Origin of the sequence: Phenylobacterium sp. (genome assembly GCF_036723115.1) — a bacterium.
Lineage (GTDB): Bacteria > Pseudomonadota > Alphaproteobacteria > Caulobacterales > Caulobacteraceae > Phenylobacterium.
On sequence record NZ_DAIMHV010000028.1, the window covers coordinates 1 to 22,648 of the forward strand.

Genomic DNA, 22,648 nt, shown 5'->3' on the forward strand with positions numbered 1-22,648 from the left:
CCGCCCACGGTGAACTGGGTGAGGTTGAGCACATAGCCGTCCACCGGAGAGCGGACCACGGTGCGATCCAGCACCTGCTGGGCCGCCGTCAGGCGGGGGCCCACGTCGGACAGCTGATTCTGCATCTGGCGCAGCCCTTCGGCCGCTTCGCTGATCCGCTGGTTGCGCAGGGTGGTGAGCTGCATCCGCGCTTCGCCCTGCGCCTGGCGCAGGCGGTTCAGTTCCGAGGTCAGGGCGCCGCGCCGGCCGTTCAGCTCGGCCAGGCTGCGCTCATAACGTAGGATCAGAGTGCGCGGGGCGTAACCCTTTTCGTACAGGGTCTGGTAGCCCGCCAACTCTTCTCGGACATAGCCCACCTGCTCGTCGATCGAATCGATCTGGGCCTGGACCCCCACCATCTGGGTGGCCAGTTGGTCGATCCGCTGGTTGAGCACGCCCTGCTGGCTCTCGAAAAACTGCAGGCGCGACGTGAACAGGAGTTGCTGGTCGCGGATCAGGCCGGCCACCCGCGGATCGCTCATCCGCGAGGTGAGGTCCGCGGGGAAGGACAGGGATCGAGCCCCCGCCGATTCGGCCGAGAACCGGGCGCTCTGGGCCAGGACCGCGTCATGCTGGCTCTGCAGCACGTCCACGGACGAATCGGCCTGGACCGCGTCAAACCGAAGCAGGGGCGCATTGGCCGCCACGCGCTGGCCCTCGCGCACCAGGATCTCGGCGACGACGCCGCCTTCCCGGTGGCGCAGGGTCTTGCGATTGGCCTCCACGCGAACCTCGGCCGGGGCGACGGCCGCGCTGCTGATCTGGGTGAAGGCCGCCCAGATGGTCATGCCGACCACGAAGACCGCCACCACCACAGCGCCGATCACCACAGGCCGCAGCATGCGGCGGCGCAGATCCTCGTCAGGCTTCGGCTCGCCCACGTCGAAATGGGGGTCGATGGGCTTCACCGGACCCATGATGGGCCTGAGCGGACCAAGATCGAACTTCATCGGCCGGCCTCCACCGGGCGAGGGGGGGCGGCCTGGGCGAAGCGGGCCATGACCGCATCCTTCGGCCCGAACAGTTCCACGCGGCCCTCGCGCAGCACCAGCATCTTGTCGGCCGCGCGCAGGATGCCGGGCTTGTGCGAGACGACCACGATGGTCACGCCGCGCGCCTTCATCGTGTCGAGCACCTGCAGCAGGGCGTCCTCGCCTTCGGCGTCCAGGCTGGCGTTGGGCTCGTCGAGGACCAGCAGGCTGGGATCGCCCAGCAGGGCGCGGGCCAGGCCCACCCGCTGCCGCTGACCGGCCGACAGGATGTGGCCGCCCTCGGTGAGCTCGGTCTCATAGCCCCTGGGCAGGCGCAGGATGAGCTGATGCACGTCGGCCAGGGTGGCGGCGGCCACCACCTGCTCGTCGGTCACATCGGTGCGGAACCGGGCGATATTGTCGCGCAGGGTGCCGGCGAAGAGTTCGGTGTCCTGGGGCAGATAGCCCACATGGCGGCCGAACTCCGCGCGGTTCCAGGTGAAGACGTCGGCGCCGTCCAGGCGCACATGGCCGGCATTGGGCCGCCAGACCCCCACCAGCAGGCGCGCCAGGCTCGACTTGCCCGCCCCAGAGGGGCCGATGACGCCCAGCATCTCGCCCGGCGTGATCTTGAACGACAGGCCCTGGAGGATAAAGCGCTCGGCGCCGGGCGGGGCGAAGCTGACGCCTTCGATGCTGAGCTGGCCCAGCGGCCGCGGCAGGGCGGTGCCCGGCGCGGCGGGCTTGTAGTTGTTCAAGAGGATGTTGAGCCGGTCATAGGCGCGGCCGCCGTTGACGATGCCATCCCACGCCCCGATGACCTTCTCGATGGGCTGCAGGGCCCGGCTGGCCAGGATCATGTTGGCGAACAGCATAGCCGGCGGAATCTTGCCTTCGACCACGAGATAGGCGCCGGCCCCGATGACCAGAATCTGGATGCCCATCCGGGTGAACTTGGTCAGGTTGGACATGACGCTGGAGCGCTGGGTGGCCCAGGCGCCCCGCTCGATGGACCTGGCCCGGAAGGCCGCCCACCGCGCCCCCAGCGACGGCAGCATCCCCATGGCGCGCACCACCTCGCCATTGCGCAGGGTGGCGTCAGTGAAGGCGTAGGCCTTGAGGCTTGCCTCATTGGCCTCCTGGAGCGGCGGCCGCGACAGCTTGTCCTGCATCCAGGCGAGCGCGAAGAGCAGCACGGCCCCGACGAGGGTGATGACCCCGACCAGCGGATCGATGATGAACAATATGCCCAGGAAGATGGGCAGCCAGGGCAGGTCGAAGATCGCGCTGAACACCGATCCGGTCAGGATCTGACGGAATCCGTCCAGATCCCGCAGGGCCTGGGACCGGGCGTTCGGCTGGCCCTTGGCCTCCGCGTCGAACAGGGCGGCGAACACGTGGCTCGAGACCCGCTGGTCGAGCATGATGCCGTAGTTCACCAGCACCCGGGTGCGCAGCTCGTCCAGAATGCCGGAAATGACAAACACCACCACGGCGCCCACGGTCAGGACCACCAGGGTCGCCACGCTGTAGCTGGCCAGCACCCGTCCATAGATTTGGAAGGTGTAGAGCGGCAGGGCCAGATAGAGCAGGTTGCTGATCAGGCTGAAGCCGGCGGCGAAGGCCAGGGGCGTCGCCCCATCCTTCAAGGCGCGGGACAGGACATTGTCCGGCAGGGACGCGAACGGATTGAGGAGCTTCATTTCGTGCGGGCGTCCGTTGGAGCCATCCAAGCCGCCATACTGGGGCGATAGAGGCCGCGAGACATGACGAGCGACGCCCCCCAAGTCAATGGCGGCGCCGTTATGGGCGAGTGTGCTATCCCTCCCGAGAGAGTGCGAGGGACCCTCGGATAAGTCATGGCCAAGGTCGCCATCGTCGGCAGCTGCATCACCCGCGACCTGTGGCCCCTGAGAGATCAGGCGCCCAAGGACCTGCTCTATGTGTCGCGCACCAGCCTGGCCAGCCTGACCTCGTCGGGGCCTGTCGATTACGTTTCCCGCGCCGAACCGCCGGAAGGCCTGACCCGCTATCAACACCAGGCGGTGGAGACCGACCTGCGCAAGACGGGTCTCGCCCAACTGGTGGCCCATGGGCCGAGCCACATCATCTTCGACTTCATCGACGAGCGCTTCGATCTGCTGCGCCTGGCCTCGGGCGCCCTGGTCACCCACAGCTGGGAGTTATCCGTCGGGGGTTATCTGACGACGCCGGCCCTGGCTAAGGCCCATCCGGTCCCGCGGCTGTCAGCGCCTTGCGAGCGAGCCTGGCGGGAAGCCTGCCTGAGGCTGAAGCTCATTCTGCAGTCCACGGTCCTGCGGGAGGCGAAACTCATCCTGCACAGCGCCCGCTGGGCCCACCTGCAGGCTGGCGACCAGGGCCCCGTCCCCCTGGCCGGCGAGCCGCAGATCCTGCCGGGGGCGCCGGCCGACCTGGCCGCGCACAACGCCCTCCTGGCCCGGTACGAGGCCTGGTTTCTGCAACAGTTTCCGCAGGCCGTGGTGGTCAGCGCCGATCCGGCCCACCGGCTGGCCGATCCGGCGCACCGATGGGGCCTCAGCCCCTTCCACTATGTGGACGCCTATTATGACGACATCCGGCGGGGGCTGGCCGAACAGGGGATCTGAAGGGCTCAGCCGCCGGTGCGCGCCCAGTGTTCCAGGGGTGTCAGCCCGTGGGCGGCGATGTCCGGATGGGCCGCCAGATAGGCTTGAGTCACCAGCCCCGGCCCGGCGGAATCCACGGCCCAGGCCCCTCCGCTCAGATAGTCCGTCAGCGGGTTGAGGCCCGGCGGCAGAGCCTCCCCTCGGGCGGCCACGTGATGTGCGGTGGAAAACCACCCGCTGGGGTCACGTCCCTCGGCGGCGCCGGCGCGCACGAAATGGGTCAAGGGCTCGCGGCCGGTCTGAGCCACGTCAGGATAGCGGGCCAGGTACCAGGCCGGATCGAACAGCGGGTGCGGCTTCAGTCCCAGGCGCCAGCCCTCTTCCAGATAGTGGGCCAAGGCCGGCCGCTGGTGGGCCGCCGCGCCCATCTGGCTGCGATAATAGGCCACGTCGAACAACGGGTGAGGACTGACCCCCTCGCGCCAACCGATGCTCAGATAGTGGACCAGGGGATTGACGCCGGCCAGGGCGAGGTCCGGCCGGCGTGAGACATAGTGGTCGCCGCTGAACAGGGGATGGGGGTCAAGTCCCGTGGCCGCGCCGACCCGCACATAGTGCTCCAGCGCTGAGAGGCCCAGAGCCCCCATCGCCTGGCCGTTCTGCTCGGCGTAGAAGTCGGCGTCGAACAGGGTGTGGGCCAGCCGCCCTTCCTCGGCGCCCGACAGAAGATAGTGGGCCACCGGCGCCACCGCGCTGGAGGCGATATCAGGATATCGGGCGCGGTAGCCTGCAGCGTCCACCAGAACCGCGGCGTCGGCCTGCTCGGCGGCGGGTCCCTGACGCAGGCGCGAAAGAATGCGCCGCGCTCGCCCGGGCCAGGCCGCCGGGCGTCCCAACTCGCCGGACCAGAGACCGCTGCGGGCCAGGACCAGCAGACGGCCAGGACGGCCAAGGCGCCCCAGGGCCTTGTCGATCCGCCGGGCCAGCCGGTTTCGCCGCCGCGGGTTGATCCGGCTGGCGGCGCGGTGGGCGGCCACGAGGGCGGCCTCGGCCTCCCGGCGCGCGGCGTCCCTGGCCCTCAGGCTGGCCAGAAGCGCGCCGGACAGCCGGGTGCGCACCAGGGCGCTCTCGGCCTCCGCCGCCACGATCTGGCGCTCCAGGGCGCTCTGCCGGGCGGCCACCCGGGCGACCTTCTCCAGCAGGGGCGAGGCGGACGGCGGGGCGCCGGCGTCGTCGGGGGTCATGCTGCGCCTCCCTTGGCCGACAGACGGCCCTCTGCGGCGAGCCATGCGCGATAGCTGGCTGGGCCTGTGGCGAAGGGGTCATCGAAGTGGGCCTGGAGGTCCGGGTTGTCGCGCCAGAGGATGCGGTGGGCCTTGTCGATGGGGGCGCCGTCGGCATAGGCGCCATAGGCCCAGTAGCGCTCCGGGATGGCCGGGTCGGTGGCGGCGGCCACCTGGCGCTTGTACCAGTTCCAGATCTCATAGACCTCGAAGTTGTCGCCGGCGTACTTCTTGGTCATCAGGTCCCCCGTCGGCCCAAGCTTGGTGAAGTGCCAGAACCGCAGGGGATGGCCGTTGACGCTCACCGCCCCGTCCTTGCCGATGGACACCCGACGCTGGGACAGATTCCAACTGGCGACATTATAGCCCGGGTCACGCACCACCTTCACCCTGTCGAACAGGGCCGGGACGTGGTCGCACCAGCGCTGGTCCACGAACAGGCCCTTGGGCATGTCGTCATAGCAGAATTCCAGCAGGCGATCGTTCCACCAGCGGGCGAAGCGCGCGCCTTCGCCCGTGGTCCGGATGGCCACGAAGCCCAGATTGAAGATGCCCGTGCGCGAGGCCGACAGGTCGTTGTCGAGGATGGCCGTCCGCTCGGTGTTGGGATCGACCAGATGGGGCGTCAGCAGGATCTCGTCCTGGCCCAGCATCTCGACCAGCGGGTCCAGGGGCGCCAGCAGGGCGGTGTCGGGATCCAGATAGATGACGATGTCGGCGCTCTCGCAGGCCTGGTGGATGAAGGGGCCTTTCACCGCCGTGCAGACCTCCACCACGTCGTGACGGAACAGCCACTTGCGGAAGTCGGCTATGCCCAGATCCTGGGCCCACACCACCCGGTCGAAGGGTTCGGCGGCCGGATCGAAGGCGAAGCCCGCCGGCGGCTCATCGGTGATCAGGGCCACCAGCTCCCAGTCCGGATGGAAGCGCCGCAGGGTGGAATAGAGCACCCGGGCCCGGTTCAGATAGGAGAAGGTGAAGCTGGAATAGACGAGCACCTTCACGCGGGGTCCTCCGCGGCCAGATCGAAGGTGAGGCGGCTGAAGCTCAGCTCCTGGCTCTGCGCCCCGCGCCGGGTCCGGGCCAGGTCCAGCACCGCCCCGCTGGCGAAGAGCTCGAACAGGGCCGCCTCGTCAGGCAGGACCAGGCCCTGGCCCGTGGCCTGGACGAAGGCCGCCACATTGCCGCTGTCGGGACCGGTCAGCACCGCGGCCCCGGCCGCAGCGGCCTCATGGGTGGTGAAGGAGAAGGTCTCCCGGCACAGGGACCAGACGAGAACCGCGTCCACCGCCTGATCCTCGATCATCTGGCGCATGGCCTGGGGTTGGTCGGCGCTGACCGCCACCCGGTGGAACGCCGCCGGCAGGCCGGTGGCGTCGCGGCCCAGGTGCAGGAACCGGTAGCGCGGATCGTCGGCGAACCGCAGCACCAGCTCGCGGAACACAGGCCAGCCCTTGAGCGTGCCAGGCAGGCCCGGGAAGGCGAACCGGAACGGCCCCTCGGCCGCGGCCAGCGGCTCAGGAGCCGGCTGCGGCCTCGCCCGGGGGGTGATCTCGGCCAGGGGGGCCACCACGCTGCGCCGGGGATTGAGGCCCGCCCCGCGCAGCCAGGTCTCCAGGGCCACCGCGCTGGGGGCCGCCACACTCAGTTCCAGGGCCTCGAACAGGCGGTGGTGCTCGGCCCTGTGGAAGCTGCGAGCCTCCCCATAGACGCACAGGGCGCAGGCCTGGCTCTCCGGCGGCGGCGCCCCGCAGTCGGCCACGTCATTGCGCAGCAGGTGATAGCTGGCGCACGCCGCGGCGAAGTCATGCACCCAGAACCAGCCGCCCTTCAGACCCGCCGCGGCGATCACCGCCAGCACGTCGTCCAGGCTGTGCCCCAACAGGCTGTGGATCGCCAGGCAGGGCTCCTGCACCGCCGTCCCGGCCAGACGCGCGGCCACCGCGCCCGCCACCACCTGGGGCTCGAACCCTCCCAGGGTCCGACCATTCCAGATCACCCCCAGGGGCGAGGCCTCGCCCGGTCGCCGCAGCATGGGACGGGAATGGAGCGGGAAGAGGTGCAGGTGGTCAAAGCCCTCCGCCTCGGCCGCGGCCGCCTCCCGCTGCAGACAGAGCTGCACCCCGCCGAGATTGGCGGTGTAGTCGTCATGGCTGACGGTGAGATGCAGCTTCGAAAGGCCCGAACGCGTCTGCGACAAGGCCTCGGTCAGGATCTCGGCCGTCCCGAGCACGCAGGGCTTGTCGTGCCGGGCCGCCTCGGCCAGCCGCTCCGACAGGCTGGGAAGATCCGCAATGATCCGGTGGCGAAACCCCAGATCCAGACGCGCCGGGCGACCCTCGGCCCGACCCGCCTGCACATAATGCACGAACGGGTTCATCCCCGCCGCCGCCACGTCCGGGTTCAGCTCAAGATAGTCCCGCACCGAAAACCACGGCGCAGGATCACGACCCTCCCCGCAGCCCGCCTCCAGAAAATGCGTCAGCGGATCAACCCCGCTCGCCGCAACATCCGGATTCTCAGACAGATAATAACGACCATCGAACTCCGATTCGATGACCGCCCGCGCCGCGGACAGGACGGCTTCGCCAGCGGGCGGCGTCCGGGCCTGAATCGCCAGGGGCGCCACCGGTTCAGGCGCAGGCGGGGTGTGATAACGCCAGGGCGCGCGCGGGGACGCCGCCTTGCGACGCAGATGCGTCCCGGCCTTGGCCGAGGGCCGGACCGGTCGGGCCTCGGCCTCGCCGTGGGCCAGGTAGTGGGCGAACGGATTGAGACCCAAGGCCGCGATATCGGGGTTTTCCGCCAGATAGAGGCTGGTGGAGAACCAGGGCGCGGGATCGCGTCCCTCGCGCCATCCCCCATGGACATAGTGCTGCACCGGGTCGATCCCCGCCTCCGCCACGTCGTCATAGACGCCGAGATAGAAGTCCGGGTCGAGCGCGGTGGCGGTAAGGGCGAGTTCGGAGGCGGACGGAGCCGCAAGGGCCATGGGGGGCTCCCTGTCTGAGGCCGTGGGCTGTGTGCATCAGATGGCGGGGGTGATCAACCGTGGCTTTCGCCGCTTGCAGCCCGTGGCGTCCCACCATACAGCACGAAGGGTGAGCCGCGCCGAAAGCCAGATGACCGACGGTGTCTCCGCCGCCCCGGCCCCGGGGCGGACGGCGGTGCTCGTCCTGGGCATGCACCGATCGGGCACCTCGGCCTTGACCCAGGTGCTGGCCCTGGCCGGCTGCGACCTGCCCCAGAACGTGATGCCGGGCGACGAACACAACGCCAAGGGCTATTTCGAACCCTGGCGCATCGCGATGTTCAACGACCAGCGCCTGCGCGCCGGGCGCAGCGCCTGGGACGATCCCTTCGTGCATCCCTATGCGCCGCTGCCCCCCCGGGAGGAGCGGCGCTGGATCACCCGCGCCACCGACCTCTTCGAAGAGGAGTTCGGCTCGGTTTCCCGGCCGCTGATGAAGGATCCGCGGGTCACGGTTCTGGCGCCGCTCTGGCTGACCGCCATCGCCGACCTGGGGCTGGAGGCCTGCGCGGCGATCCCGGTGCGCCATCCCCTCGAAGTGGCCGGCTCCCTGGCCAAGCGGAACGGCTTTCCCCTGGAGAAGTCCCTGCTGGTCTGGAGCGCCTATATGCTGGCCGCTGAACGGCACAGCCGGGGTCGGCGGCGAGCGTTCGTGGCCTATGACGCCCTGTTGAGCGACTGGCGGGCCGAGCTTGACCGGGTCGATGCGGAACTGGGCCGATTCCTGCCGGAGCGCTCGGCGAGGATCGAGACGGCGATCGACAGCTTCCTGACGCGCGAACTGCGCCACAACCAGGCGGACGGCGATCTGGCGGGCGTGCCCCTGGCCGGCCCGCTGGCGGCCCAGGTCCACGGCTGGATGATGGAGGCCTGTGCAGGCGCCGCCCCCGATCCTGGCCTGCTGGATGAGGCGGCCGCGAAGCTCGCCGACCTGAAGTCCTCCGTGGGATGTCTGGTCTCCCCGGTCACCTCCGACCTCGACCTCGCCCGCTACGAGCTTCTGGAGACCCGCCAACTCGCCGCCTATGAGCAGACGAGGCTCACCGAGGCGATCGAACGGGCGGCCCGGCTCGAAAGCGCAGAAGCCCAGTTGAACGCCGCCCTGGACGATCTGCTGGGCGAAGCCTGAGGCTGGAGCACGCCTTGGCCCCCACCGATGACACCACGGCCCGCGCGGCCGAAGCCCTCCTCGCCAGCCGCCGGGCGCAGCGGCTGAAGACCGAGGCGATCGCCGCCGACCGCTGGCGACGATATCTCGATGTCTGCGCCCAACGGCGGCGGCGATCCCTCTTCCCCCATCTCGCCATGCGCTGGGCCCGCCTTCTGGGACGGGGCAAGCAGCCGGGCCGCATGGCGTTGATCGCCGCCGCCGGAGTCTGGCGCGCGGACCAGACCCAGGGCCTGGGCCTCGACGTCGCCCGCCCTCGAGGACTGGCCGACTATGTGGCCGCAGGACCCGACGCCTCCGCCCGACCCAAGGCCCTGTTCGACCAGGCGGCCTATCTGGCGCAGGCTCCGGAGATCGCCGGCTCGCGCTGGGCGCCGCTGGCCCACTATCTCGTCCTGGGAGACGGCCAGGGGCGCGATCCCCATCCACTGGTGTCGGTCGCCGACTACCGGCTGCGCGCCGGTTCTTCATTGCCGGCGAGCGGACTGACCGTCCTTCAGCACTTCGTCCTGACCGGGGCCGCCGAGGGCCTCGATCCGCATCCCCTGTTTGATCTGCGCCACTATGTGGGTCAGTGCGAGGAGGTGGCGGTCACCGGCGAGAATCCGCTGATCCACTATCTGACACGCGGCTGGCGGCAGGGCCTGGATCCGCACCCTCTGTTCGCCAACGACTGGTACCTCGCCCGATATCCGGAAGCCGCCGTGCATGGGGCCGCGCCCCTGCTCGACTATGTGTGCGGCGGGGCCGCCGAAGGCCGCGATCCCCACCCCCTCTTCCACTCGGCCTGGTACGAGGCCCAGGGCCGCGACAGCCGGGGGCCGGGCGCCAACCCGCTGGCCCACTTCGTCCGGTTCGGCGCGCGCGAACGTAGGCGACCCTGCCCGAGCTTCGACACCCCCTACTATCTCGACCAGGTCCAGGACCTGGCCTCAGGGCGTGACCCCCTCAGCGACTATCTGCTTCGCGGGGCCTGGGAGGGGTTGTGGCCGGCGCCCGACTTCGACGAGGGCGCATATCTGACGGCTCATCCCGATGCGCTCGAGAGCGGCTGGACCAGCCTGGAGCATCAGGCGAGGACGGGAGGGGATGCGCCGCCCCCCCTGGGCCTGAGCGGGGGCCAAGGGGCGTCGGCCCTGTTCGACGAGCTGCGCCGGCGCGCCACCCAGGCCGATCCTGCGGCCTATGACACCCAGGCCTATGAGGAGCTGGCCGCCGCCTGGCGCGAAACCCAGGCCGAACGGCTCCGGGGCTTTGCGCCCACGCCGCCGCCGATGGTCTCGCTGAAAGGCGATCTGAGCCGTATCGCCGCGGGCCTGAGCCTTCGGACCTCCGACGAGCCGGCGGTCTCAATCATCATCCCGGCCTATAACAACCTGCGCTACACGCTGGAGTGCCTGAGCGCCCTGGCCGGAGCGGGCGGGCTGGACCAGGCCGAGGTCATCGTGGTGGACGATGCGTCTGAGGACGAATCCCCGCGGGTTCTCGCCGGCGTCCAGGGCCTTCGGCTCATCTGCAACACCGAGAATCTGGGCTTCATCCGCACCTGCAACCGGGCCGCGGAAGCCGCGCTCGGACGGGTGCTGGTCTTCCTGAACAACGACGTTCAGGTCCAGGGGGGCTGGCTGGCGCCCCTGATCGACCAACTGACCGACCCGGCCGTGGGGGCTGCGGCGCCCAAGATGCTGTTCCCCGACGGCCGGCTCCAGGAAGCCGGCGCGCGCATCAATCGCGACGGCTCCAGCGAGATGATCGGCCTCTTTGAGGACCCGGACCAACCCCGATGGAACGTGGCCCGACAGGTGGACTACGCCTCGGGCGCCTGCCTGGCGGTGCGACGCGACGACTTCAACGCCCTGGGCGGCTTCGACACCGCCTTTGCACCCGCCTATTGCGAGGATGCCGACCTCTGCTTCCGCCTGCGTCAGCGCGGCTTGCGGATCATGTACGAGCCCGCCTCGGTGATCGTGCACCATCTCAGCGTCACCGCCGACGCGATCAGCGCCACCTACAAGCAGCGCCTGGCCACCCGGAACCAGCAACGGTTCGTGGAGCGCTGGGGCGAGGCGCTGGAGGCGTTGAACCAGGTCCGAACCATCGCTTTCCATCTTCCGCAGTTCCATGCCGTGCCGGAGAATGACCGCTGGTGGGGCAAGGGGTTCACCGAGTGGACCAATGTCACCCGCGCCCTGCCCAATTATCGGGGCCACTACCAGCCCCACCGTCCGGCCGACCTGGGCTTCTACGATCTGTCGGATCCCTCGGCGCTGGCGCGCCAGGCGGAGCTGGCGGCGCGCTATGGCCTGGGGGGCTTCTGCTACTACTACTACTGGTTCTCTGGGGGACGTCGGGTCCTGGAGCGGCCGCTGGAGCACCTGCTGGCCGAGGCCGCGCCCAGCCTGCCGTTCTGCGTCTGCTGGGCCAATGAGAACTGGACGCGGACCTGGGACGGCCAGGAAGCCGACGTGCTGCTGGCGCAGACCTATGCGCCAGGGGACGCCGCGGCCCTGATCGCCGATATGGCGCCTCTGCTGGCCCGCCCGAACTACATCCGCATCAACGGCGCCCCGCTGGTGGTCATCTATCGGCCAGGCCTGCTGCCCGACCCCGGCGCCTGGGCGCAGGCCTGGCGCGACGAGGCCAGGCGGCTTGGTCTGGGGCAGATCTATCTGGCGCAGGTGGAGACCTTCGACGTGGCCGGGACCTACCCCGATCCCCACAGCATCGGCTTCGACGCGGCCATCGAGTTTCCCCCGATGGGCGCAGCCCGGCCCATCAGCCCGCCGGGTCCGCTCTATAATCGCAATTTCGAAGGCGTGGTGAGCGACTATCGCGACATGGTGCGCCGCTACTTCGCCGCCCCAACGCCGGGTCACCAGCGGTTCCGCGGGGTCGCCCCTTCGTGGGACAACACCCCCCGGCGCCAGGACCGCGCCTATGTGTTCCACCATGCGACCCCCGGCGCCTTCCAGGCCTGGACCGAGGCCATGATGGCCGAGACCCGCCGGCAGAACTTTGGGGACGAGCGGATCGTCTTCATCAACGCCTGGAACGAATGGGCCGAGGGCGCCCATCTGGAACCGGACGTCAGGTTTGGCCACGGCTGGCTGGAAGCCCTGCGCAACGCCGCCGACGCCCATTTGCTGGAGCCGAAGACGTGAGCGGGCGCGCGCGCCCTGACGGACGGCGACTGGGTCGCGAGGACCTTGTGGTGGTGGGCCACCCCTTCAGCCCCATCGGCATGGGCGAGCACCTGCGCTCCACCGTGCAGGCTCTGGCCGCGGTCGGCCTGGATCCGGCGGTGCTGGACGTCTTTGGGCGGCGCCGGGGCCAGGACCACGACCTGGAACAGCGCTTCGGCCCCCGGGTCACCGTTAGCCTGTCGGAGCGGATCAACCTCTTTTGCGTCAATGGCGACGAGATCGAGACCGTCATGGACCAACTCCCAGCCGAGCGGTTCGCCAAGGCGCGCAACATCATCTTCCCGGCCTGGGAGCTTCCGGACTATCCCGAGGTCTGGGCGAGGCGGCTGGCGGCCTTTGACGAAATCTGGGCGCCGTCGAGTTTCGTGCAGGACGGTCTCGCCCGCGCGACGGGCCGGCCGGTGGCGCGCATTCCCCTGGCCGTGGACCTCAAGCTGTCGACCTTTCTCGGCCGGCGCCGGTTCGGCATCCCCGAGCACGCCTTCGTGGCCCTGTTCGCCTTCGACTTCTCATCCTTCGCCAGCCGCAAGAACCCCCAGGCGGTGCTTCAGGTGGTGGAGGATCTGCTGCGGCGCAGGCCGCGGGCGCCGCTGCACCTGGTGATCAAGTTCAAGGGCGGCGACCCGAAAGATCCGGCCCGCCATGCGCTGCAGGCCAGGATCGCGAGCCTTGGCGACCGCGTCCAGACCATCAGCCACGACATGACCGACAACGAGGTCAAGAACCTGATCCGTTGCGCTGACGTGTTCATCTCGCTTCACCGCTCCGAGGGATTCGGGCGCGGCATGGCCGAGGCCATGGCTCTGGGCACGCCGGTGCTCGCCACCGGCTGGTCGGGCAATATGGATTTCATGGACGAGAGCTGCGCCTGGCTGGTCCCCTATGCGCTCACGCCCACCCCGCCGGACGCCTATCCCTTCGGGGAGGGCCAGGTCTGGGCCGAGCCTGACGTGGAAGAGGCGGGTCGGCAGCTTGAGGCGATCCTCGATGATCCCGCGGAGGCCCGGCGGCGGGCGGCCCTGGCGAGGCGGAAGATCTCCGCCCGGTTCAGCGCCCGGGCGGTGGGGCTGGAGGCCGCCGACCGCCTCCTGGCCCTGGCCGAGGCCTGACGGGCGCCCGGCCGGCGCCTAAGACGCCGGGCGCAGGCTGGGGGGCGGGGTGTCGGCGAGGGGCTCGGCGACAGCGATCTGATGGATGATGAATTCGCCGCCGGCCTCATCGTCCAGGTCCAGGCGGATCTGGTCGATAAGCGAGGTGGACCAGTCGGCGCCCCCGGTCCGCGGCTGGCGCATGTCATAGGCCAGGATCACCGTCTCGTTCACGGCCGGATCGGCGCCCTGGAACGGTGTGGCGGTATATCCGGCGGATTCCCCGTGGTCGGCGGTGCTGTAATAGAGCGAGCCGTCCCAGGCCGAGCCTCGCACCACCCGGGTCAGGCGGACCAGCACCAGGCTGTAACGGGCCCCGTCGAGGGCCAGGCCGCTGGGGCTGCGCAGGATCGGATCAAAGGCGGTCAGCGCCAGGGCCAGGCCCGCGGGCTCGGCGGGGCCGACCTGGCCGCCGGCCAGCACGAAGCCGTCGGTGCTGCCGTCGAAGGTCCAGAGGCGGCCCGCCTGGAGCCGCGCCTCCCCCTGTAGAAAGACGCCGGCCTCGGCGTCCCAGCCGAAGGCGCCGGCGCGCGCCTCTGCGCCCTCCGCGGAGCGGGCGGGCGGCGTTATGAGCTCCGCCGACAGGGGCTCTGGCCGAGGATTGAGCTTCTGTTCCCGCGGCCGAGGCTCATCGCAGGCGCCCAGGGCGAGGACCAGCAGGATGGCGAACGAGGCCGGGGCTCTCATGGGCGTCTCCAGCGCGGCCGGGTCCAGCGCTTCGGGCGCCCCAGCGGCGGGTCCATGACCACATAGAGAAGGCCCGCCAGCGCCGCCAGATCCAGGAAGTAAAGATAGCGGTAGTCGCAGGCCAGGGAGATGGCCGCGAAGCTGCCGGCGAAGGCCAGGGCCGAGGCCAGGAGCGCGGCCACCACCATGTCGGCGCCCTCCCGACGTCGCACCAGCAGGACCAGACAGACCCCGGCGATCAGGGCGTAGAAGACGTGGGAATAGAGCGGCGTGTCCAGGAACCAGGTGACATAGTTGTAGAGCGCCCTGTCGGGCGGCTCCATCCCCTCCTGAATCCCGAGCGCCGCGGCCATCTCGGGCGAGCCCGCCACGCCGACGAACACCGGAAGACAGGAATCAATGGCCGGGGTGGCGAAGACCCAGGTGAACACCTTCCAGCGATGCTCCAGATAGGCGTCGGGATGCCGGGTGACGATCTGCCGCCACTGGGCCACGATCACCTCGTCGGGCAGCCGCCACAGCAGCGGCCCCAGAACCTTGTCCTGGCCGATGAAGTCCACCCGCTCAGGGGAATAGAGGCTCTCGGCCAGAACCCGCACGGCCTGCTCGGCGGCCGGGTTGGCGGCCCGCACCTCGTTGAGCGGAAGGCCCGGCTTGGCCGCCGCCGCGCCGACGATGTCGTAGTGCAGGATGATGCGCAGGCCCCGGTCGCCGCGGGTGTCCGGCGCCTCCCCCCGGGGCTGGGTCAGGAGGCCCAGCAGGGCGGTGGCCGCCAGGACGGCGACGAAGCCGCCGAGGCCCCAGGCCAGGGCCGAACGCCATCCCCGCCCCCGGGCCATCCAGGCCAGGGCGGCGGCGGCGAAGACCGTGACGATGATCCCGTTCTGGCGGGCCTGGGCGGCGGCGGCGAAGGCCAGGAGCGCCCCGATCAGAAACAGCCACGGCCGGCGCGGTCGCTCCCACAGGCGGGCAGCGTGGGCCAGGCAGACAAATCCCGCCAAGGCCAGATTGGCGAAGAAGACATCCTTCCAGACCACACCCTGATAGACCAGCAGGGTGGGGGTGAAGACCAGCAGGGCGGCGAGAATGGCGCTGGCCCAGCTGACCCTGGGGCGCAGGCCGCGCAGGCCCATGAGGGCGCCGGTGGCCAGGAAGGCGCTGAAGGCCAGATAGAGCGAAACCCCCGGCGAGACGGAGTCGAACGCCCCAAGGATCCAGGAATAGAAGGCCGGCGCCCAGGTGACCTGGGCCCCGAAGCGCCCCTCATAAAGCTGGACGATGGAGTCGTAGGACAGGTGACCCGGCAGGTTCAGGGCCAGCATCAGCACATAGCCGGCCATCAGGGCTGCGCCCATGGCCTGTCCCGGCGAGAAGGCCGGCCGCGGCAGCTGAATCATCCCACATTCCCCCGTTTGCAGAGGGATAGGCCGGGGGCGGGGCGGGCGTAAAGGCCTGCCCCTCAGGACGGCGACCGCTCAGGCCGAGGCCTGGCTGCGCATGACGAGCAGGAAGCCGCTGAGCATCAGGGCGTAGCCGAAGACGGCGGGCCAGGTGAGCTGTTCACGAAAGAGCACCGCGGCGAACACCGGCACCAGGGCCGAGCCCAGAATGGAGAACGGATAGGCCTGGGACAGCGGCACCCGCGTCAGCACATAGAACCAAAGGAGCGCCGTCAGGCTGTACCAGACGAAGGCGCCCATCAGCGGGACGTTCTGCGCCAGTCGCCACACCAGCGCGCCCTCGAGCCTGGCGTGATAAACCGCCGCCCACTTGAACATCACCTGGCCGAGGGGCAGGGCCAGCGCGACGCCGGCGCAGAGAAGCATGTCCTTGGGGCTCATGCGTCCTCCCGCTGAGCGGCCTCGGCGTCGGCCTCGATCCGCTCCAGGGTCCGCAGATAGGGATGGATCGGCCGGGTCGGCACATTGAACACATCGAAGTTCATGGCCTGCAGCAGCAGCTGCACGCCGATGATCACCGGCAGGGCGGCCATCATCACCACGCCGGCCGAAGCGGCCTGGCCCGGTTCGCGCACGGCGATCCAGTGCAGGGCGTAGGCGCCGCCGAAGGCCAGGAAGCTCGCCCCGAAGACCAGCTCCAGGGTGGCGATGTGGAAGTCGCGCACGAAATACTGGCCCAGCACCCGGCGCACGAAGTTGCGCAGGTGCCGCCAGGCGAAGGAACCCACCACCTGGGTGATCTTCAGATTGCTTTCCTCGTCGCCATAGCGGGCGGGCATGGGGACATCCCGGACCACCGCCCTCAGGGTGCCCAGGTGGTACAGCAGGTCGGTTTCGAAGAAGAACCGCCGGGCCACCTTCTTCTGGGCCACCAGCCGCGCGACGCTGGCCTCGATGGCCGTAAAGCCGTTGGTGGGGTCGAACACGTTCCAGTAGCCGGTGGAGACCTTGGCCAGGAAGCTCAGACCCGCATTGCCGAACACCCGCACGCCGGGCATGGACTGAAGGTGGTTCAGCGAGGTGAACCGGTTGCCCTTGGCATAGTCGGCCTCGCCCAGCAGGATGGGGGCCACCAGCTGCGGCAGATAGGTGAGGTCCATCTGGTCGTCGCCGTCCACCTTGACCAGGATGCGGCCCCCCAGCCGGGCGGCCTCCTCGTATCCGGCGAGCGTGGCGCCGCCCACGCCCTGATTCTCCGCCAGGCGGAGCAGGCGCACGCGGGGATCGGTGTTGTTGGCGGCGATGAAATCGCCCGAGCCGGCCGGACAGGCGTCATCGACGCAGACGATCCCCTCCACCCAGGGTGGGGCGCGCGCGATCACGGTCAGGATATGATCCACCACCCGATAGCAGGGAATGACCAGCCAGACGCCCGCGGCGGCCAGGGCCGGGTCGGCGCCGTCGGGCGCGCTCACGGAAGGGGGTCGCATGGGCGGATCGGTCGATGACATCGGGTTAGGCCTTCCGAGTCTTGGGCTTCGCCCGTCGGGGCCGGGCTAACACGACGCTCGCGCGCTGCAAAGGTCCGCCTCCGGCGCCATGCTTGCGCCGCAAAATTGCACCTGATACCAGCGGCGCTCGCCCAGGGAGACCCTATGGAATCCGCCCAACACATGCTGAGGACTGGACGGCGGGGTCCGCTGTTCGAGTTCAGCATGGCCTTCCGGGACCTCGCCGCCTCGTGGGATCGTCGCGGCCTGGCCTGGTCGCTGGCCTGGCACGACGTGGTGTCCCGCTATCGCGGTTCGATCCTCGGCCCCTTCTGGATAACCATCTCCATGGGCCTCATGGTGCTGGGGATCGGGCTTCTGTATGCGCGCCTGTTCGGCATCTCGGTCACCGAGTTCATGCCGTTCGTGGCCATGGGCATCGTCTTTTTCGGCCTGATGTCGGGCACGGTGAACGAAGGCTGCGAGACCTTCGTCCAGGCGGCCAAGATGTTGAGCCAGACCTCCCTGCCCATGTTCGCCTTCGTCTGGCGGACCGTGCTGCGGAATCTGATCAACCTGGCCCACCACCTGGTGATCATCATCGGCGTCCTGCTGGTGTTCGGCCTGTGGCGCCAGGCGAACCCGTTGCTGGCCCTGGCCGGACTGGCGCTCACCGTGATCAACCTGGCCTGGATCAGCATGCTGGTGGGGATCGCCTCGGCGCGCTTCCGGGACATCCCGCAGTTCGTCATGTCGGTGATGCAGTTCGCCATCTTCATGACGCCGGTCTTCTGGAAGCCCGACGCCTTTCCTGAGCGCCACGCCTTCCTGACCCTGAACCCCTTCTATCACATGCTGACAGCCATCCGCGCGCCGCTGCTGGGCGAGACGGTGGATCCCCTGTCCTACGGCGTCCTCATCGTGATGGCGCTGGCGGGCTGGAGCCTGACCTTCTGGCTGTTCGCCATGACCCGACGCCGGATCGTGCACTACCTATGACCGCCACCGCCGCCTCGGTCACTGTCACCGACCTAACCCTGCGCTTCCCCGTCTACGGGATCGACGCCAAGTCTCTGAAGAAGAACCTGGCCCGGGTCACGGTGGGCGGGCGCCTGGGCGCGTCCAACACCGGCGCCACCGAAGTGACCGCCCTGTCCCATCTCAATCTCAACCTGAAGGCCGGCGACCGGCTGGGCCTCATCGGGCACAACGGTTCAGGCAAGACCACGCTCCTGCGGGCGCTGTCGGGCGCCTACGAGCCCGACGAGGGCCAGATCGAGGTGTGCGGCCGCATCGCCGCCCTGCTGGACCTGTCGCTGGGCATCGACCCTTCGGCCACCGGGGTGGACAATATTCGCCTGCGGGGCCGCATCGCCGGCATGACGTCGCGCGAGATCGACGAGAAGATGGACGAGATCGCCGCCTTCAGCGGCCTTGGCCCCTTCCTGGCCATGCCCATGAAGACCTATTCGGCGGGCATGCAGGCGCGCCTGGCCTTTGCGGTCTCCACCGCCGTGGAGGCCGACGTCCTGCTCATGGACGAATGGATCTCCGTGGGGGATTCCGACTTCAAGCAGCTGGCCCACAAGCGTCTGCTGGGCCTGGTGGAACGGGCCGGCATCCTGGTCCTGGCCTCGCATGACCACGAACTGCTGCGCCTCTATTGCAACAAGGTGATGCGCCTGGAGGGCGGCGTGGCCTCGGAGGTCAAGGACATCCGCCGGATCGACGAACTGCTGAACGCCGCCTGAGATTGCGGGTCTGGGCGGCTGGCTGTTAGACCAGGGCGCGCGGGCCGGATCGGCTCTTCCTTCTAGACAGTCCTGCGGACGACCTGGCCAGGTCGCCAAGGGCAGGACAAGTCACCAAGGCCAGAACAGGCCGCAGGTCGGGAGCGGACCCTGGACACCGTCTTCACCATCGTCTCGCGCAACTACGCCGCCCAGGCCGCGGTGCTGATGCGCAGCCTGGCCCAGGTCGAACCCGACATCCGACGGGTGGTGGTGGCCGCCGACGGCCCGATTCCGGAGCTGGAGGGTCTGGCCCGCGTCCTTCCGGCGGCGGAGACCGGCGCGCCCCTGTCCGCCATGAGCGTCTATTACGACGCCCTGGAGCTGAACACCGCCATCAAACCCCATGCCTTTCGTCAGCTTCTGGCCGAGCCGGGGGTGGGGTCGGTCACCTATCTGGACCCGGACATCTGCGTCTACGCCCCCCTGGCCCAGGTCCGCAGCGCCCTGGCGCGTGCGCCCCTGGCCCTCATCCCCCACCTGACCCGCCCCCTGGCGGGGGAGGCTTCGCCCAACGACCTCACCATCCTGACCTCCGGCGGGTTCAACCTCGGCTTCATGGCCGCCCGGCGGGAGGCGGAGATCTTCGCCCTCCTGGACTGGTGGGCGGACAAGTGCCGCTTTGACTGCCGGGTGGATTTCCGGCACGGCCTGTTCACCGACCAGAAGTGGATGGACCTGGCGCCCGGGCTGGTCAGCGACCTGGCGGTCCTGCGCGATCCGGGACTGAACACCGCCTATTGGAATCTGGAGGGGCGGACCCTGACCCGCGGCGGCGCCGGCTGGCAGGTGAACGGCCAGCCCCTGGGCTTCTTCCACTTCTCGGGCTTCGACCCCAAGAGCCCTGCGGCCCTGTCGAAACATCAGGATCGCATCGTCACCCCGCCCGGCTCGCCCCTGGCCGAACTGCTGGCCGACTATGCCGAGGCCCTGCTGGAGAACGGGCACGGACGGGCGAGCCTGATCCCCTATGCCTATGGCCGTTTCCCTTCGGGCCGGCGGGTGACCCCGGCCATGCGCCGCCGTGCCCTGCGCGCCGCCCGCGAGGGCGAGGGCTTCGAGGCGGGCCTGACGGCGGCGGTGGAGGCCTGGATGGATGGCGCCGAGCCCTTGGCCAGCGCGCCCGGCCTGCCCGACATCAGCCGGGAAATGGACCAGGCCTGGCGCGACGACCCCTGGGCGGCGGCGCGGTTCGACCGCGCCGACCTCGGCGACCGGCTGGCGCTGCACGCCTGGTTCTGCGATCGCCCCGAGACCGAAGCCGCCTCCCGACAGGCGGCCGAGCGGCTGCTCGCCCACTGGCGTCAGGCCCAGAGGACGCCCGCCCCCTGGCCGCAGGCCGACGCGCCCTGGACCGGAGAGGCCCGCGACGTGGCCGCCTGGTTGGCCGAACCGGCCGAAGGCGCCCTGCCCCGCCCCCTGGCCGCCCTGTGGAGCGCACGCTCTGATCTGCGCGCCCGGTTTTCCGAAGCCGCCGAGACGGGTCTGTTCGCCTGGCTGGCCGGGCCGGAGGCGCAGGCCGGGCGCTTTTCCCCCGCCCTGCTGAATCCCGGCGATCTGCGAAGGCTGGCTCAAGGGGGCGAGGCGCTGATGAGCGCCGCCCGCTTCGCCCATGCCCCTGGCCAGGCGCCCACGGCGTTGAAACTGCGTCTATCGGCCGGCTACGGCGTCGGCGTCCGGGCCGGCTGGTCGCCCGAACTGCTGCAGATGGTCCGTGGCGACGGAGACCGGCCGGTCAGCAGCCTGGGCGGCCCCTTCCCCTTTCCGCGCATGCTGCTGTGGATCTGGGAGAGCCGGGCCGACCTTCAGCGCCGCTATCCCATCCACCGGGCGTCTGGACGCCTGGGCCTGCTGAGATGGCTGCTGGGCGGCGGTCTGGCCGAATACGACATCGAGATGGCCGGCCTGCCCGAGAGCCTCCGCAACCGCGCCGTCTTCGCCGCCACGCGCCTGAGCCTGCGCAACCGCCCCCCGCGACCGGCGGGCGAGACGCGTCCCGCCAAGGCCGCGGCCATCGTGGCGGTGGAGCGGCGAACCCCGGACATGGCGCACTGGCCCGAAGGCGCGCTTGTCTTCGACGCCGGCGCCGCCCGCCTGGTCCATCCCGATGGCGGCCCCGTGGGCGCAGCCCAGGCCGACCTGCTGGTCCTGGCCACCGGCCCGCAGTTCGCCCCGGCCGACACGGTGGCGCTGCTGAGCCAGCAGGCGCGGTGGGACCATGTGGCCGGCGCCTGGCCCGCCTCGGCGCTGAAGGACCTGCCCGGCGATCATCCCGCCTGGGGCTTCGTCGACGAGGTCTGGAGCGACCGCATGCCCGAACATCCGACGCCGCGGGTGGTGCGCCTGCTCTCGGCCGAGGCCCCGCTCCAGGCGCAGCTGGCGGGTCTGATCTGTCGATGAGCGGGATGGCGGCGTTGAGCACGGTCTGGCGGCGCCTGGCCCCGGAGCCCGTCCGCCGTCTGGCCCAGCCGCTGATCTCGCCCCTGCTGGAGGCCCATGTGCGCCGCCAGGCCCGGGCGGCCCACGGCGCCGACGGCCAGGCGGGCGGACCGCTGAAGATCGTCGGCTATTTTTCGGCCAGCCATGGCATCGGCGCCTCGGCGCGTCTGGCGGCGCGCGCCTTCGAGGCCCTGGGCGCGCCCGTGGAGCGGGTGGAGGCGGCCGGGGCGGCGCTGACCTGGCGGCCGGCCGGTCCTGCGCCTGGCCCGGCCTCGGCCTGGATCTTCCATCTCAATGCGCCCGAACTGCTGGCCATGCTGGGCCATATGGGTCCGCAGCGCCTGGTGGGGCCGCGCTACGCCTATTGGGCCTGGGAGCTGCCCAAGGCCCCGCCCCTCTGGCTCAAGGACGCCGCCCTGGTGGACGAGGTCTGGGCGCCGAGCCGCTATGTGGCCCGCGCCCTGACGGGGGCCAGGGCGCCGGTGCGGGTCGTGCCCCATCCCCTGTTCCTGGAAGACTACGCCCAGGTGCGTCCCCGCCCGCGGGAGGCTGCCTTCGAGGCGCTCACCCTCTTCGACTTCAACTCCTCGGCGGCGCGAAAGAACCCGCTTGGCGCGCTGGAAGCCTTCGCGCGCGCCTTCGGGAACGAGGCTGGCGCGCGGCTGACGGTGAAGACGCAGAACGGAGCGCGCCATCCCCAGGCCCTGGCCGACCTGCAGGCCGCCGCCGCAGCCATCGGTCCGAGGGTCCGGCTGATCGACGAGACCTGGGACTATGAGGCGGTCAAGGCGCTCATCGCCGGCGCCGACGTGCTGATCTCCCTGCACCGGGCCGAGGGCTTCGGCCTGACGCCTGCCGAGGCCCTGGCCCTGGGAACCCCCGTCCTGGCCACGGCGGGCTCAGGCCCCGCCGATTTCCTGGACGACACCGTCGCCCTTCTGGTCCCCGGCCGCGCGGTTCCGGTGGAGGACGCCCAGGGGATCTATCGCGGCCAGACCTGGAGCGAGCCCGACCTGGAGGCCGCAGCCCTGGCCCTGCGCGCCTTGCGCGACCAGCCGGCCCTGCGCGAGACCCTGGCCCGGGCGGGCCGTCGTCGGGCGGCCGAGCGCCTGTCCCCCCAGGCCTGGTTCACCACCCTCCCCGACGCCGTGAAGCAGGCGGCCCTGCGCGCGGCCCGGGCGGGCTGAGACCCCGCCCCAGCCCCCGTGCGGGGAACCACGGCGCAGGCCAGGGGTTGGGCCGGATGGGCCTCATCAGCGTCTGGCCACGCTTCCGGGCCGGCGCTAAACCAGGGCCGACATCAGGCGCCGTTCGACGGCCGTAAAGGGCCGCGCAAGGGGGATGATTTGACCGACACCGCATCGCCCCCCGACCCTCAGCCGGCCGCCGGCCC

The 22,648-nt window shown here is 70.2% G+C and carries 17 protein-coding genes; 8 read left to right on the top strand and 9 right to left on the bottom strand.

Going from position 1 to position 22,648, the window contains the following annotated elements; translation table 11 throughout:
• Together V7D28_RS05105 and V7D28_RS05110 are read right to left on the bottom strand one after the other, a co-directional pair.
• The coding region (locus V7D28_RS05105; RefSeq protein ID WP_333586283.1) for a hypothetical protein at positions 1–989 on the bottom strand (989 nt) is incomplete at its 3' end.
• Positions 986–2,713 carry a type I secretion system permease/ATPase gene (locus tag V7D28_RS05110; RefSeq protein ID WP_333586284.1) on the bottom strand — a complete coding sequence of 576 codons (1,728 nt, stop codon included), beginning with the start codon at positions 2,711–2,713 and terminating at the stop codon, positions 986–988. The genes V7D28_RS05105 and V7D28_RS05110, both read right to left, overlap by 4 nt.
• A gap of 156 nt (positions 2,714–2,869) precedes the next feature.
• Between V7D28_RS05110 and V7D28_RS05115 the strand changes: the two genes are divergently transcribed.
• On the top strand, positions 2,870–3,637 hold the full coding sequence (locus tag V7D28_RS05115; RefSeq protein ID WP_333586285.1) for a DUF6270 domain-containing protein: 768 nt from the start codon (positions 2,870–2,872) through the stop codon (positions 3,635–3,637).
• Positions 3,638–3,642: 5 nt separating this feature from the next.
• On the opposite strand, the gene V7D28_RS05120 is transcribed toward V7D28_RS05115, so the two are convergent.
• The 3 genes from V7D28_RS05120 to V7D28_RS05130 are packed head-to-tail and all read right to left on the bottom strand — an operon-like array spanning position 3,643 to position 7,891.
• Positions 3,643–4,860, bottom strand: coding sequence for a hypothetical protein (locus V7D28_RS05120; protein WP_333586286.1), 1,218 nt, complete (start codon positions 4,858–4,860; stop codon positions 3,643–3,645).
• Positions 4,857–5,903, bottom strand: a complete 1,047-nt coding sequence (locus V7D28_RS05125; protein WP_333586287.1) for a hypothetical protein — start codon at positions 5,901–5,903, stop codon at positions 4,857–4,859. The genes V7D28_RS05120 and V7D28_RS05125 overlap by 4 nt, the downstream gene beginning before the upstream one ends.
• Positions 5,900–7,891 (bottom strand): hypothetical protein, encoded by a 1,992-nt coding sequence (locus V7D28_RS05130; RefSeq protein ID WP_333586288.1) that lies wholly within the window; start codon positions 7,889–7,891, stop codon positions 5,900–5,902. The genes V7D28_RS05125 and V7D28_RS05130 overlap by 4 nt, the downstream gene beginning before the upstream one ends.
• 130 nt (positions 7,892–8,021) lie before the next feature.
• On the opposite strand from V7D28_RS05130, the gene V7D28_RS05135 reads away from it, so the two are divergent.
• From V7D28_RS05135 to V7D28_RS05145, 3 genes are read left to right on the top strand one after another with little or no spacing between them, the layout of a single operon-like run.
• Positions 8,022–9,059 (top strand): sulfotransferase family protein, encoded by a 1,038-nt coding sequence (locus V7D28_RS05135; RefSeq protein ID WP_333586289.1) that lies wholly within the window; start codon positions 8,022–8,024, stop codon positions 9,057–9,059.
• A gap of 14 nt (positions 9,060–9,073) precedes the next feature.
• A complete protein-coding gene (locus V7D28_RS05140; RefSeq protein WP_333586290.1) occupies positions 9,074–12,259 on the top strand; it encodes a glycoside hydrolase family 99-like domain-containing protein in 3,186 nt (1,061 codons plus the stop codon).
• Entirely contained in the window at positions 12,256–13,410 is a 1,155-nt protein-coding gene (locus V7D28_RS05145; RefSeq protein WP_333586291.1) for a glycosyltransferase family 4 protein, read from the top strand. Before V7D28_RS05140 ends, V7D28_RS05145 begins: the two co-directional genes overlap by 4 nt.
• An 18-nt stretch (positions 13,411–13,428) precedes the next feature.
• On the opposite strand, the gene V7D28_RS05150 is transcribed toward V7D28_RS05145, so the two are convergent.
• The 4 genes from V7D28_RS05150 to V7D28_RS05165 form a co-directional block, all read right to left on the bottom strand.
• Positions 13,429–14,136 (bottom strand): hypothetical protein, encoded by a 708-nt coding sequence (locus V7D28_RS05150; protein WP_333586292.1) that lies wholly within the window; start codon positions 14,134–14,136, stop codon positions 13,429–13,431.
• Positions 14,133–15,533 (bottom strand): hypothetical protein, encoded by a 1,401-nt coding sequence (locus V7D28_RS05155; protein ID WP_333586293.1) that lies wholly within the window; start codon positions 15,531–15,533, stop codon positions 14,133–14,135. Before V7D28_RS05155 ends, V7D28_RS05150 begins: the two co-directional genes overlap by 4 nt.
• Before the next feature lie 78 nt (positions 15,534–15,611).
• Positions 15,612–15,977 (bottom strand): EamA family transporter, encoded by a 366-nt coding sequence (locus V7D28_RS05160; protein WP_333586294.1) that lies wholly within the window; start codon positions 15,975–15,977, stop codon positions 15,612–15,614.
• Positions 15,974–17,011 (bottom strand): glycosyltransferase family 2 protein, encoded by a 1,038-nt coding sequence (locus V7D28_RS05165; protein ID WP_333586295.1) that lies wholly within the window; start codon positions 17,009–17,011, stop codon positions 15,974–15,976. The genes V7D28_RS05160 and V7D28_RS05165 overlap by 4 nt, the downstream gene beginning before the upstream one ends.
• Positions 17,012–17,191: 180 nt before the next feature.
• On the opposite strand from V7D28_RS05165, the gene V7D28_RS05170 reads away from it, so the two are divergent.
• From V7D28_RS05170 to V7D28_RS05185, 4 genes are all read left to right on the top strand, one after another.
• Positions 17,192–18,025, top strand: coding sequence for an ABC transporter permease (locus tag V7D28_RS05170; RefSeq protein ID WP_333586296.1), 834 nt, complete (start codon positions 17,192–17,194; stop codon positions 18,023–18,025).
• Positions 18,022–18,777, top strand: a complete 756-nt coding sequence (locus tag V7D28_RS05175) for an ABC transporter ATP-binding protein (RefSeq protein WP_333586297.1) — start codon at positions 18,022–18,024, stop codon at positions 18,775–18,777. Before V7D28_RS05170 ends, V7D28_RS05175 begins: the two co-directional genes overlap by 4 nt.
• A gap of 207 nt (positions 18,778–18,984) precedes the next feature.
• A complete protein-coding gene (locus tag V7D28_RS05180) occupies positions 18,985–21,216 on the top strand; it encodes a hypothetical protein (protein ID WP_333586298.1) in 2,232 nt (743 codons plus the stop codon).
• Entirely contained in the window at positions 21,213–22,442 is a 1,230-nt protein-coding gene (locus V7D28_RS05185; RefSeq protein ID WP_333586299.1) for a glycosyltransferase, read from the top strand. The genes V7D28_RS05180 and V7D28_RS05185 overlap by 4 nt, the downstream gene beginning before the upstream one ends.
• Positions 22,443–22,648: the final 206 nt, after the last annotated feature.

What these genes read in the sequence shown, in the direction of transcription:
- V7D28_RS05150 (WP_333586292.1), bottom strand. Translation starts at nt 14,136, where the DNA reads ATGAGAGCCCCGGCCTCGTTCGCCATCCTGCTGGTCCTCGCCCTGGGC.
- V7D28_RS05155 (WP_333586293.1), bottom strand. Translation starts at nt 15,533, where the DNA reads ATGATTCAGCTGCCGCGGCCGGCCTTCTCGCCGGGACAGGCCATGGGC.
- V7D28_RS05135 (WP_333586289.1), top strand. Translation starts at nt 8,022, where the DNA reads ATGACCGACGGTGTCTCCGCCGCCCCGGCCCCGGGGCGGACGGCGGTG.
- V7D28_RS05175 (WP_333586297.1), top strand. Translation starts at nt 18,022, where the DNA reads ATGACCGCCACCGCCGCCTCGGTCACTGTCACCGACCTAACCCTGCGC.
- V7D28_RS05185 (WP_333586299.1), top strand. Translation starts at nt 21,213, where the DNA reads ATGAGCGGGATGGCGGCGTTGAGCACGGTCTGGCGGCGCCTGGCCCCG.
- V7D28_RS05110 (WP_333586284.1), bottom strand. Translation starts at nt 2,713, where the DNA reads ATGAAGCTCCTCAATCCGTTCGCGTCCCTGCCGGACAATGTCCTGTCC.
- V7D28_RS05160 (WP_333586294.1), bottom strand. Translation starts at nt 15,977, where the DNA reads ATGAGCCCCAAGGACATGCTTCTCTGCGCCGGCGTCGCGCTGGCCCTG.
- V7D28_RS05120 (WP_333586286.1), bottom strand. Translation starts at nt 4,860, where the DNA reads ATGACCCCCGACGACGCCGGCGCCCCGCCGTCCGCCTCGCCCCTGCTG.
- V7D28_RS05130 (WP_333586288.1), bottom strand. Translation starts at nt 7,891, where the DNA reads ATGGCCCTTGCGGCTCCGTCCGCCTCCGAACTCGCCCTTACCGCCACC.
- V7D28_RS05170 (WP_333586296.1), top strand. Translation starts at nt 17,192, where the DNA reads ATGGAATCCGCCCAACACATGCTGAGGACTGGACGGCGGGGTCCGCTG.
- V7D28_RS05115 (WP_333586285.1), top strand. Translation starts at nt 2,870, where the DNA reads ATGGCCAAGGTCGCCATCGTCGGCAGCTGCATCACCCGCGACCTGTGG.
- V7D28_RS05180 (WP_333586298.1), top strand. Translation starts at nt 18,985, where the DNA reads ATGCGCAGCCTGGCCCAGGTCGAACCCGACATCCGACGGGTGGTGGTG.